At 44.1% G+C, this 12,627-nt stretch carries 11 protein-coding genes; 8 read left to right on the top strand and 3 right to left on the bottom strand.

Translation table 11 applies throughout. The features are described 5' to 3' along the window. Window positions 1-58 precede the first annotated feature (58 nt). From M3080_RS03350 to M3080_RS03340, 3 genes are all read right to left on the bottom strand, one after another. Window positions 59-1,306 (bottom strand): ATP-binding protein, encoded by a 1,248-nt coding sequence (locus M3080_RS03350; protein ID WP_249091890.1) that lies wholly within the window; start codon window positions 1,304-1,306, stop codon window positions 59-61. A gap of 198 nt (window positions 1,307-1,504) precedes the next feature. Continuing rightward, window positions 1,505-1,903: a type II toxin-antitoxin system HicB family antitoxin gene (locus tag M3080_RS03345; protein WP_249091889.1), complete on the bottom strand. Its 399-nt coding sequence runs from the start codon at window positions 1,901-1,903 to the stop codon at window positions 1,505-1,507. Between the two features lie 51 nt (window positions 1,904-1,954). Beyond that, entirely contained in the window at window positions 1,955-2,143 is a 189-nt protein-coding gene (locus tag M3080_RS03340; RefSeq protein ID WP_249091888.1) for a type II toxin-antitoxin system HicA family toxin, read from the bottom strand. A gap of 274 nt (window positions 2,144-2,417) precedes the next feature. Between M3080_RS03340 and M3080_RS03335 the strand changes: the two genes are divergently transcribed. The 8 genes from M3080_RS03335 (at window position 2,418) to M3080_RS03300 (ending at window position 12,304) form a co-directional block, all read left to right on the top strand. Next, window positions 2,418-3,764 carry an MATE family efflux transporter gene (locus tag M3080_RS03335; protein ID WP_249091887.1) on the top strand — a complete coding sequence of 449 codons (1,347 nt, stop codon included), beginning with the start codon at window positions 2,418-2,420 and terminating at the stop codon, window positions 3,762-3,764. Window positions 3,765-3,946: 182 nt separating this feature from the next. Beyond that, complete coding sequence (locus tag M3080_RS03330) at window positions 3,947-5,113, top strand: nucleotide sugar dehydrogenase (RefSeq protein WP_249091886.1); 1,167 nt, start codon at window positions 3,947-3,949, stop codon at window positions 5,111-5,113. Between the two features lie 28 nt (window positions 5,114-5,141). Next, window positions 5,142-6,080, top strand: a complete 939-nt coding sequence (locus M3080_RS03325) for a glycosyltransferase family 2 protein (RefSeq protein ID WP_249091885.1) — start codon at window positions 5,142-5,144, stop codon at window positions 6,078-6,080. 373 nt (window positions 6,081-6,453) lie between these two features. Continuing rightward, the gene (glnA, locus tag M3080_RS03320; RefSeq protein WP_249091884.1) at window positions 6,454-7,863 is read left to right on the top strand and encodes a type I glutamate--ammonia ligase; all 1,410 of its coding nucleotides are present in this window, start codon (window positions 6,454-6,456) and stop codon (window positions 7,861-7,863) included. Window positions 7,864-7,927: 64 nt separating this feature from the next. After that, the gene (locus tag M3080_RS03315; RefSeq protein ID WP_249091883.1) at window positions 7,928-8,944 is read left to right on the top strand and encodes an RNA methyltransferase; all 1,017 of its coding nucleotides are present in this window, start codon (window positions 7,928-7,930) and stop codon (window positions 8,942-8,944) included. Continuing rightward, window positions 8,937-10,256 (top strand): DEAD/DEAH box helicase, encoded by a 1,320-nt coding sequence (locus tag M3080_RS03310; protein ID WP_249091882.1) that lies wholly within the window; start codon window positions 8,937-8,939, stop codon window positions 10,254-10,256. The genes M3080_RS03315 and M3080_RS03310 overlap by 8 nt, the downstream gene beginning before the upstream one ends. 48 nt (window positions 10,257-10,304) lie before the next feature. Continuing rightward, window positions 10,305-10,610 carry a hypothetical protein gene (locus tag M3080_RS03305; RefSeq protein WP_249091881.1) on the top strand — a complete coding sequence of 102 codons (306 nt, stop codon included), beginning with the start codon at window positions 10,305-10,307 and terminating at the stop codon, window positions 10,608-10,610. After that, entirely contained in the window at window positions 10,610-12,304 is a 1,695-nt protein-coding gene (locus M3080_RS03300; RefSeq protein ID WP_249091880.1) for a M24 family metallopeptidase, read from the top strand. The genes M3080_RS03305 and M3080_RS03300 overlap by 1 nt, the downstream gene beginning before the upstream one ends. Window positions 12,305-12,627: the final 323 nt, after the last annotated feature.

The following is a 12,627-nucleotide window of genomic DNA, read 5'->3' as shown; positions in this document are numbered from 1 at the left end:
AAAGTGTGATAGATATCACATTAATTTGATTAATTATGTGATTTGAGCCGAAATGAAGCTATGCCCAGAGAGCTGAAAATGGCACTGCGTAAAGTTGAGAGCCAAAACTCAAAATGTCTTTCCCTGCATAAAGAACGATTCCTCTAAAGTCATCAACCCGTTTGGAAAACCACTTAAGATGTTTAAAGTCGTCTGTGTTGATGGATTCGGCGGCTTTGATTTCAATCCCTAATTTTCGGTTTTTCTCATCGGTAATCAAAAAGTCGATTTCCTGATTATTCTTATTTCGGAAGTGATGCATTCTCCACAATGGATGAAGTTCAACTTCAGGGATCAATTGGGTGTAGGCCCATGTTTCAACCAGTTTTCCCCCTTCATTGGCCATTTTTTCTTGGCTGCATAATAAGTCATCCGTTGTGTGGATGTTGAGCAAATGAGCCATCAGCGCGCTGTCGGTTAGGAAAATTTTAGGCGTTTTACTGCCAATTTTGTAGTCTTTAGATTCCCAAGCAGGCAGTTCATCAATAAGATACATAGCTTCAAGTGCATTCAGATACGAGGAAACCGTTAATGCATTTCCGGATATTTTTCTGCAGATTTCTTGAATGTTCAGAGGCTTGCTCGAATAGACAGCAAAGATTTGTAAGAGGCTGGCTAAATCTTTGTAGCGTCTCAGATCCCATTGACGGGTTAAGTCATAGAGTAGTTGTGATTGGATATAACTTTGGAAGTACAAAGCACGTTGTTCACAATCGAGCAGAATCGTTTGGGGGTATCCTCCACGGATTGCGAGATCGTAGACACGTTCTCGGCTGCGTGGTTCAATATCTTGGCTTATGGGAAATTCTTCATTAAAGGCCTTTTCTAAGAAATGGGGCTTTTTACCCAATATTTCCCCTTGAGTCATAGTGCGAAGGCGCAAAACGAAAATCCTTCCGGTTAAAGAGTCAGCGTGATCACCGGAAGGTAATTTTCTGTAATCGGCCGAACCTGTCAAAATAAATTGTCCCGGTTGATTATTGCCATCGACTCGGCGTTTTACCTCGGCTATTAAGGTCGGAGCTTTCTGAATTTCGTCAATGATTAAACAATTTTCTTGTGCTTGCCGAAGGAAAAAATGAGGATCGGCTTTAGCTGCAGAAAGCGTTGCTTCGTCATCCAGTGTTGTGTACTCAGCCTCAATAGGGCAGAGGTCGCGAACGAGAGTTGTTTTACCACATTGCCTGGCACCAACAACAAGTGCGGTACGTTGAAAAGACAGACCTTTGAGCAATAATGTGGAGGACCAGCGTGGAATAGATTTCATAATGATTTAAATTTAGAAAATATTAATACTGGAATTGAGAAAAATTATATATTAATAATTAGAAAATATTTATATTAATAATAGGAAAATTTTGATATTTTTAGGATTGATGACGTTTAGTCACAAGTCAATAGTTAAGTGACGGCCTCCTGTCAGGTATTTGATAGGAGGCCGTTGCAAAAAGATTATTTATCAATACTAAATTGTTGAATGGTTCATCACCATTTTGGCGATGTAGCCTGATCGTGTATCGCCGGAACTTTTCGCCAAAAAGTCAAGTCGTCTCAAGACTCTGGTCGATAAAGTGATATTTACCCGTTGAGCTTTATCAGATAAGAGTTCTTCAGGGACATCAACAATACCAAAAATCCAACCTTTAAATTCCGCCTGTTTTGCTATGTCTTCAATTTTTGATGGTAACGGGATAGGATGGCCTTCGTCGAGTTCCATTTCAACCCAACCTGCAATGGCTTCTTTTGCATTTTCATATGCTAGTTCTATAGTATCGCCTGCAGAAAAACATCCGGGTAAATCAGGCACAACAACTCCGTAGGCGTGAGACTTGTCACCAGGTTCAATAGCAATCGGGTATTTCATCAATGACCTCCAATGTTGGGCGGAGGTTAACACCTCCAGCCCAACTCAACATTACTTGAATTTAATACCTGTTTGTCTTTCAATGGCTTTCACAGTTCCAATCGGAAGGTCTTTTTTAGGATGAGGGACACAAGTCGGTCTCTGAAATCCTTCCTTACGATAGTACCAATGATCACCCTTTGCTCTGACAAATTTCCAGCCATTAGCCTCAAGCTTGTTGATAATTGAGGAACTATTCATTATTCGCTCCGTTTATTATCAACAAGCTTAATTATACACATTGATACACATTTTCAAAATGGAAGTAATGGAAACTAGTTCGTGAGTTGACGATAATCGATACAAAAATGTTTTGACTATACCCGTAAGGAAACTGGTTGTTAACCGCTTTGGGCGTAAAATCCTTTATGTTAATCGGTGTATTGTAGGCTCTTTCTAAGGGCCTCAATACCTATTTCCTGACACGTTTAACTGGCACAGTTTGTACTTTATGAGCGCCACTAGAAAAATCAACATGCTTGAAGGCAGTTTATGGGACAAGCTGATTGTCTTTGCCTTGCCTTTGGCTTTTACCGGTTTGCTGCAGCAACTCTATAACGCAGCAGACGTGGCCGTTTTGGGGCGTTTTGTCTCCGATCTCGCGGTGGCGGCGGTTGGCAATAACGTGCCGGTTTTTGGCCTCATCATCAGCTTTTGCATGGGGTTGTCCATCGGCGTTAACGTGGTTGTCGCCCGCGCTTTAGGGATGAAAAATGACCAAAAAGCCAGTGACGCGGTAAGAACTTCTTTCATTACTGCGATTGTTTTTGGCACTTTTGCGTTATTGATCGGTCAAGCCTTTGCGAACTCTGCCATGGACTGGCTTGATGTGCCCGAGGAAGTGCGGGACTATGCGCTCATTTATTTGCGTGTCTATTTATTAGGCATGCCATTTATCGCCGTCTATAACTTTTTGGCAGCGGTCTTTCGTAGTCAAGGGGATACTCAGACACCACTTTGGGCATTACTCATTGCAAGCCTTTTTAATATCGGCGGAAACTTATTTGCTGTTCTTGTTCTCGATTGGGGCGTCGCGGGGGTGGCCTTGGCAACGGCATTAGCCAATTTACTGTCTGCTGTGATTTTGTTTGTGAAGCTCACCCATTTGGATGGTCCGCTGAAGCTCGACGTGTCACAGTTATTGAAGGTGGACGGCGCATCACTAAAAAGTATTGTGCGAATTGGACTGCCCGCTGGTGTTCAGGGAGCCGTGTACGCTCTTTCTAATTTAGTCATTCAATCGGCAATAAACAGTTTGGGACCTGAGGCTATGGCAGGTTCTGTGGCAGCTTTTACGATAGAAAATAGCGTTTATTGCTTTATCAATGCTTTTGCCCTGTCGGCGACAACCTTTGTGAGCCAAAACTATGGCGCAAGAAATTTAGAGCGCTGTTCACGCGTCATGTGGGTGACGATGGGACTGAACATGTGCGCGACTGTTTTGTTGACGGCAGGGGTTTTACTCTTTTGTCGGGATTTGCTGGGGATATTCTCGAGTAATGAAGAAGTTCTTGCTCTCGGCATGATTCGTATCTTATGGGTGCTGGTGCCGCAACCGTTGAGTGTTGTGATGGATACACTTTCAGGTAGCATGCGCGGTTACGGTTATTCAATGCCGCCCGCCATGGTCACTTTGGTGGTGGTTTGTTCTGTGCGCTTGATTTGGGTGTACACCGTTTTTCCATTGACTCCGACCTATGAAACCCTCATGATGGTTTATCCCTTAAGTTGGGTGATCACCATGGCTGGCCTTATTATTCTTTACGTCCGTCTGCTGCGCAGAATCCGCAATCGCAGGCAGATGGTGGAGGAAGCGATTTAGGCGACTGTTAAACGATTGCGTTTTTTAAAGTAAGCATTGATAACTCTAAAATTTGATTGAGTTTTTTTGAAAATACTACAAATGAATTAATTTTTTGACGGTTGGAGGTTTCTATTTTGCTAAATACTCGGAAGTCTCTAAATTTAATGCAGCAATCGCATTCCTAGCCAAAAAGGTTGCACATGAAAATCGCGGTTATTGGTATTGGATACGTAGGCTTAAGTAACGCAATCGTTTTAGCTCAACACAATGAAGTGGTGCTGGTTGATGTTATTGAAGAAAAGGTCAACAAGATCAATTTAAAAAAGAGCCCTATTGCTGAACCACTGATAGCGGACTATCTCGAGCACCATGAGCTCAATCTTTCTGCGACTTTAAATCTCCCTTCAGCTTGTATAGAGGCAGACTTTGTTTTGGTTGCAACGCCCACGGATTACAACGATCAAACGAATAGTTTTGATACATCGTCAGTAGAGGATGTTGTCAAAAAAGTTTCAGTTATCGCTCCTCAAGCGACCATTATTATCAAATCCACCATTCCCTTAGGCTTTACAGAAAAGTTAATTGCCCAAGGTTATAAAAACATTGTTTTTGTACCGGAATTTCTAAGAGAAGGCAGTGCACTATATGACAGCTTGTACCCCTCAAGACTCGTCATTGGGGATTTGTCTGAAAAAGGTCGGGCCTTTGCTCAATTAATGCTGCAAGGCGCTAATAAAAAGGAAATTCCAGTTTTGTATACTAAACCGACAGAAGCCGAAGCTATCAAATTATTTGCCAATACTTATTTAGCGATGCGAGTAGCCTTTTTTAATGAATTGGATAGTTACGCATGGGAAAATAGGTTAGATAGTCAAAAGATTATCGAAGGGGTTGGACTTGATCCCCGCATTGGCAGTTATTACTGTAATCCGTCCTTTGGTTATGGAGGTTATTGTTTACCAAAAGACACCAAGCAACTGCTCGCTAATTACGAGAATATTCCGCAAGAGTTGATTTCTGCCATTGTTCAGTCCAATAAGACCAGAAAGCATTTCGTTGTCACGGAGATTCTGAAGTTCTCCCCGAAAACTGTTGGCGTGTTCAAATTAGCCATGAAGCGTGGGTCTGATAATTGTCGTTCGTCAGCGATTTTTGACATTATTGATGAACTTCAATCGGCCGGTATAAAAGTTATCGTGTACGATCCTAACTATTATGAAAATACTGCCTTAGATTTTTTAGACTTTGAAAATAGCCTTGAGAAATTTAAAGCGGAGAGTGATCTTATTGTTGCCAATCGTTTTGCCCCTGAATTAAAGGATGTAATATCCAAGGTGCTGACTCGAGATCTTTGCGTCAATGATTAATTTTTAAATGTTTGGCAGTTAAACTATCATGGATAACGATCATTCTCAGTCCGTCATTTTATCGGTGATCTCACCGGTATATAACGGGGCAAAGTATTTAGAGCCATTTCTAATATCGGTTTTACAGCAGTCATTTCCGCATTTTGAATTGATCATGGTCGATGATGGATCAACTGATTCATCTATTGAAATTATTAAGAGCTATCAAAAGAAAGATTCACGGATTCACTTAATTGAGCAAAATCACAAGGGGGCGGGGAGCGCTCGAAATTTTGGTTTATCGCAGGCAAAAGGGCAGTACATAATTTTTTTAGATTGTGATGATTGGTTCAGTGATGACTTTTTCAAAACGATGATTGATCGTATTGAAGTGGATCAATCTGACATCGCTATTTGTGAATTTTTTATCTATAACCAACAAACCGGAGAAATGGAAAAGTCAGCGATTCCTGAGACAGGGAATCAGAAAATTGAAAGGACAAATCTTGTTTTTGATATCTTTGCGCCCAATCCATGGACAAAGCTTTATAGGGTTTCTTTTTTAAAGCGAAATCAACTGTTATTTCAAGAGATCCCGTCATGCAATGATTGGAGTTTCGCCTATACGTCACTGGCTTGCGCGGAAAAGATATCGGTTATTCGGGAGCCTTTGGTTTACTACCGCACCAAAACAAATACTTCGATTTCTTCTCAACGATATAAACGTACAAAGGACATTGTAAGAGCTGTGCAGGACTTAAAAAGGCAGTTGCAGCTCAGGGGACTTTATGGATGCTTTAAGAATGGATTTGCTAGAAGAAGTGTGAGAGATTTGGCCAGGGAGGCGTTTTCAAAAAGAAGGCTAATGGGCTTTTATATTCTCTCTCGCAATTTATTGATTGTTAATGATTTGGCTGTCTATAAGGCGTTTATTCAAAAAGTCATTCAGTTTTTAGGGAAGCGATTGAATAAATTAATAGCACGGTAATTTATATTTCGAGCTCTTCTAAAATGAAGTAGCTCTCAACAAAAATTATGCACATTAGCGTATCGATTTGTATCACAATAAAGGCATTTTAAAAACTCATATATTTCAAATAGATAGACCATCTGCTGATAGATTTGTTAAGAGTCTACTATGTAATTTGTGCAAATCCTACTATGTAATTTGTTAAAGCTAATATTTATGAAACGCTTGAAAAAAGAGAGATGAAATTGGTTGCTGAACAAAGATGAGTGGGCTAACTATTTTTGACTAAATGCATTTTCTTATTATGAAAGTAATTTTCTCTTGATAACTCTAGAACGATCGAATCTTTGTCGCTAAAATCCACCTGTTCAAAACAAAAGGAGCCTCGCAAATGGCCAGCATTGATAAAGTCCTGCAAATGATTCAGGACAATGATGTTAAATTCGTCGATCTTCGCTTTACGGACATGAAAGGTAAGGAGCAGCACGTGAGTATTCCTGCTCGCGCGGTGGATGAAGACTGGTTCGAAGAAGGCCAGCCCTTTGACGGCTCCTCCATGGCAGGCTGGAAAGGTATTGAAGCAAGCGACATGATTTTGATCGCTGATCCTGATAGCGCCCGCTTGGATCCCTTCCGTGAAGAAAGCACCTTGATTTTGACGTGTGACGCAACCGATCCGGCTACGGGTAAAGGTTATAACCGCGACCCGCGCTCGATTGCCAAACGCGCAGAAGCCTACTTGAAGTCAACCGGTATCGGTGACATGGCTTTCTTCGGTCCGGAACCGGAATTTCATATTTTTGATTCCATCGTTTGGGGCACTGATCCCGAACATGCCTTCTTTAAGATCGGTTCGGATGAAGCCGGCTGGGCCTCAAAGATCGATTACGAACAGGGTAATCTCGGTCACCGTCCGGGGCATCAAGGCGGCTACTTCCCGGTGCCTCCGATTGACTCTTTCCAAGACATGCGCTCTGAGATGTGCCTTTTGATGGAACAACAAGGGGTTCCCATTGAAGTGCAGCACCACGAAGTGGGCGCCGGTCAGTGCGAAATCGGTACTCGTTTTAACACGCTCGTGAAGCGCGCTGACTGGACTCAAATCGTGAAGTACACGATTTGGAATGTGGCTGCCGCTTACGGCAAGACCGCAACCTTTATGCCCAAGCCCGTTGTGGGCAGCGCCGGTTCCGGCATGCACGTCCACCAATCTATCTGGAAAGACGGCAAGAACCTTTTTGCCGGCAATGGCTATGCGGGTTTAAGCGACATAGCGCTTTACTACATCGGCGGCGTTATCAAGCACGCGAAGGCCTTAAACGCCATTACTAACCCGTCAACCAACTCCTACAAGCGTCTGGTTCCGGGTTTTGAAGCTCCGGTGAAACTGGCCTATTCCGCCCGTAACCGTTCGGCTTCGATCCGTATCCCGCACACGGCAAGCGACAAGGCCCGCCGTATTGAAGTGCGTTTCCCGGATCCGATGGCTAATCCCTACTTGTGCTTTGCCGCGCTTCTTATGGCAGGCCTTGACGGCATTATGAATAAGATTCATCCGGGTGAAGCCGCCGATAAGAATCTCTACGATTTGCCGCCTGAAGAAAATGCCAAGATCCCGACCGTTTGCGCTTCGCTTGATGAAGCTTTGAACGCGCTCGCTAACGATCACGAGTTCTTAACCCGTGGCGGTGTCTTCTCCGAAGACATGATTGAGGCTTATATCGGGCTCAAAGCGAAGGAAGTGGAACGTTTCCGCTTGGCCACCGCTCCGATTGAATTCGAAATGTACTACAAGCTCTAATTTCTGAAGCTTGCGGCAATTCCTATAAAATGGGCGTTGAAATAATTCAACGCCCATTTTTCACATGACGCTAGAGACACTGCATCAAGAGCTTATAGGGCTCGGTGCCAAACCTGTTCATTACGGACATCTTTACCGCGCCCTTTTCGGTGTGGTGCCTTGGCCTGCCGGGGAGGATCCGAAGTTTCCTAAAGAATTGCGTAAAGCATTGCCGGCAATCAGATCCAAGTTAGACAGTATTCTCACGGTTGTTGAAAGCCATCAGGCCCAAGAAGAGCAATCGCTGAAACTTCTTTTCCGTCTTCAGGATGGGCAGACGATTGAAAGTGTTCTTTTACCCAGAGAAGGGCTTTGCGTGTCTTCTCAAGTAGGCTGCGCTGTGGGATGCGTGTTTTGCATGACAGGGCAGTCAGGCCTTATCCGGCAACTTTCAGACTTGGAAATTGTCGCTCAGGTGATGGTTGCCAGACGGATGCGTCCTGATTTGCGCAAAGTGGTTTTTATGGGAATGGGTGAGCCTTCACACAATTTAAAAAATGTGCTCTCTGCCATTTACTTCTTGGGAACGTACAGTCAAATTCCACACAAAAATTTGGTTCTTTCCACTGTTGGTGACCAGCGTGTGTTTGACGCGTTAAAAGATTTTCCGGTTAAACCCGCTTTGGCTATTTCGCTGCACACGACTTTTGAGGATAAACGCAAAAAGTTGTTGCCGCGCGCAGGAAAAATTACGATTGAAGCGCTTGTTAATCAGGCAGAAGATTATGCGCGTGCAACGGGCTATCCTATTCAGTATCAATGGACTTTAATGAAAGGCGTCAATGATGGGGACGATGAGCTGGAGAATATCGCGAGGCTTTTGCTGGGAAAATATGCGCTGATGAATTTCATTCCGGTCAATGCCGTCAAAAACAGTCCTTTTCAAAGACCCGAGTGGTCCCGTTGCCAAGAGATGGCTCGGTATCTGAAAACGTCCCGTATTCTTGCGAAATTCAGGCACTCAGCCGCGCAAGACGTTGAAGGGGGATGTGGGCAGTTGCGAAGCCGGTACTTGAAAGGCGAGGAATTGCGCCATGAATAAGTTTATTGAATTGGGGTTGTCGGCTCTTTTAGCCAAAAAGGCCCACATACACGGTTGGCACGAGCCGACGATGATTCAGCAGAAAACGCTGCCGGCAATACTTCAAGGCCGAGATCTTCTGGCCATTGCCCAAACCGGAAGCGGGAAAACCGGAGCTTTTTTACTGCCTATTTTGGATTCGATCGGGAAAAAGCCTGCTTTGCAAAATCCTGCCGCCTTAATTTTGGCGCCGACGCGAGAGCTGGCCTTGCAGCTATTCCAAAATGTTGAGATTTTCGCCCCGAGCCTTTCTTTATCTGGCGCGCTTTTAATCGGTGGCGTCAGTATCCTCAGTCAAAAAGAAAAACTCATGGATCGACCCGAAATCATCGTGGCAACGCCGGGCAGGCTTTTAGACCACGTCAAACAAAAGTCCGTTGATTTGTCAGGTATCCGTTACCTCGTTTTGGATGAAGCTGACCGAATGCTTGACATGGGATTTTTACCCGATATCAAGAAGATTCTCTCATTATGTCCCACAAACCGTCAGTCTTTACTGTTTTCCGCAACGCTTTCTGACGAGATTCATCTTCTTGCGCAGAAACTTTTATCAAAACCGGTGTTGGTGGAAATTAATGCCAATCGGGATGTGGCCAGTATCCGTCAGGTTGTCTACCGGGTGCCGGAGTCTGAAAAACCGCGCTTTCTTCGTGATTTGATTGTTGATAATGCGCTTGAACAAGTGCTTGTCTTTACCCGTCAAAAGCGAACAGCTGCTTTTTTAGCCGATAGTCTGAAAAAGGACGGATTTACGGTTGATGCGTTGCACGGCGATAAAACACAGGCGGCCAGGCTTAAAATTTTCCAGTCCTTTAAAGACAGGCGATTAAGAGTGTTGGTGGCGACGGATCTGGCTTCACGCGGGCTTGATATAAAGGAGCTGCCAGTGGTGGTGAATTATGATCTGCCGCTTGATCCCCATGACTATATTCACCGCATTGGCCGCACGGGACGAGCGGGAGCCGATGGTTTAGCCTATTCGTTTGCAAGTGAAAAAGACGGCTACCGGTTAGGCGCCATCGAAAAACTTTTAAAAAAGAAATTGGAAGTGGTAACGCCTGAGACGTTTGAAGTTTTTTTTGAATCAATGGATGAAAAGAAAAAGTTAAAAGAGCGTTCCGCGCAACCGTTAAAAGTTAAAAAGCCTGCTTTGAAGTCAAGACGCGCGCCTATTAAACCTTTTGACAAAACCCACGATAAAGTTAAAGAAAAAAGAGGCCCCATGAAGTCAACGGACAAGGATTCGTTTGATTACATATTGCCTGAGTTTTAATGATTAAAAACTCTTTACAATAATCACGTTATTGAATTGAGTCTTTTTATGCGTAAAACACTTTCCATCATTGCATTATCACTGGCGTTAACCGGTTGCACGAACGGTCCTTCGGATCCGCTTTTGGATGCTCCCCTCGGAAATCGCACAGTCTGCACGGCCGTCAACCCTGTGCAGGGCAGTGATGTATTAAGTGTTGTTCCTTTTAACTGTCCCGATCTTGAGATCTCAGCCACGCTCAACGAACTGCGTGATGCGGGTTGGCGCCTGGAAAGTGTCCACATGGGTGAAGAGGTGAGAATCAACGACATGTTTGCCTCTGAAGTATCCATCACCGTCCGAAAGGCTTACTGATGTCTGAAATCAAAAGTCGATTGTTATCTCTGCGCTCTGCGATTAAAGCAATGGGCGCAGACGCTTTTTACTGCACGCTCTCTGATGCGCATCTATCCGAATATATTCAAAAAGCCGATCAGTTTTTGTCTTTTCTGTCCGGTTTTACGGGATCCAATGCCGAGCTTCTCGTTACCGCGGATAAAGCCTTTTTGTGGACGGATTCTCGTTATTGGGAGCAGGCCGAGCGTCAGCTTTTAAATTCCGGTATCGCCTTAATGCGAGACGGAGAAAAAGATGTTCCAAGCGTTGCCGAGTGGCTTTCTGAAGTTAATGCTAAAAAGTCCACGGTATTGGCATTGCCCCTTGAGACATTGCCGTTGGAGCGCTATAAAAAAATACGGGAAAGTGTCTCCAAAGTGATTGATTTTCCCGATGAAGCGATCACAAAAGAGTGGCCGGACAGACCTAAGCGCGAAATATCCTCGCTTTACATACATCGCGCGAGTTCTGTTTCTGCCGCCGATAAGCTCAAACGGCTTCAAAAGTATATCGAGTCAATAAATACTCAAGCTTCGCCTTCTGCCCTTCTTTTAACCAAGCTCGATGACATCGCCTGGTTAACCAACTTACGGGGAGCGGATATCGCCTTTAATCCTGTGTTTTTAAGTTGGGCTTGGGTTTTGCCCGACAGCGCAACACTCTTTTTGCATGATGAGATCCTTGATGACCAAGTAGCCCAATACTTAAAAAAAGCCGGTTGGATGATCGCGCCTTATGCGTTGCTCGAAAAAACGATTGAGGCTTTTCTCAGTCAAGGCGGCAAGGTTCTTGCCCGAGAAAACGATCTCAATGCCAAGCTCTATAGCCAAATTAATGACGCATGGGTGGCTGTTAAACATCCCGTTGCGTTATGGAAGTCTGTAAAGACCCAGGAAGAGATAGCGGGGCTAAAGGAAGTTATGAAGGCTGACGGTGAGGCTCTTCAAGCTTTTATTGATGAACTTAAAGCACGATTGGCTAAAGGGGAAAAACTTACCGAAAATGATGCCGTGGACATTTTGCATCAAAAGCGCTCGGCCATCGAGGGCTTTATCGGTGAGAGTTTTGGAACGATCGCCGCGGTCGATGCCAATGCGGCGCTTCCTCACTATGAACCCGAAGAGGGCAAAGGAGCGCAGATCGCGCTGCCCTGCATACTGTTGGTGGATTCCGGAGCACACTACGATCGCGGGACAACGGATACGACGCGTGTTTGGTTTTTAGGCGATCCTAAAGACTACCCCCAAGAAAAACTGCAACGCTTAAAGAGAGACTACACCGCCGTCTTTTTAGCGATGAAAACCCTTTCAGAAGCAACGTTCAAACCCGGAACAAACGGCGTTGAATTGGATCGAGTAGCTCGTGCTCCGATACAGGCAATCGGTGCTGATTTCGGTCACGGAACCGGTCATGGTATTGGGTTGACTTTGAATGTTCATGAAACACCTCCCAGCATTTCACCCAGAGAGCGGGAAGGAACACTGACGCCTTTTGAACCCGGTATGGTCACTAGCGATGAACCCGGTATTTATCGTCCCGGTGAGTGGGGCATTCGTATCGAAAACATGCTCGTTTGCGTAGAAAAAGAAGACGGTATGCTGGGTTTTGAAACGTTAACGCAGTGCGAGATTGATCGGACGCTTTTAATGGAAAATAGCCTGGTTGGTTTGTGATTTTTAGAGCAATTCGAATTTGTTTTCTGACACAGTCGGATTGAGTCATTTTTTGCCGGTAAGTTAGCAAATTACTTTCTATCTTATTGTTAATCAAGGGGAAATTTAATCCTAACAGCGCTAACAGTGTTAGGATTATGTTAACACTGTGTTAATAACGACATTGCCATGTTTGTGCTAAAAATCTAATAATCTAATATCAGATTATGAGATTTCGGTGTTTTTTTATTAGATTTTTTATTAGATTTTTTTTTGTAGATTTGGTTTCAAACCGTTTCGGTTCGATTCTGATTTTTCTTAAAAGGTTAAGATAACAATAAGTG

This window comes from Parasutterella secunda (assembly GCF_023336895.1).
In the GTDB taxonomy this organism is placed as follows: Bacteria; Pseudomonadota; Gammaproteobacteria; order Burkholderiales; family Burkholderiaceae_F; genus Aphodousia; species Aphodousia faecalis.
This window is presented reverse-complemented; position numbering and strand designations above follow the sequence as displayed.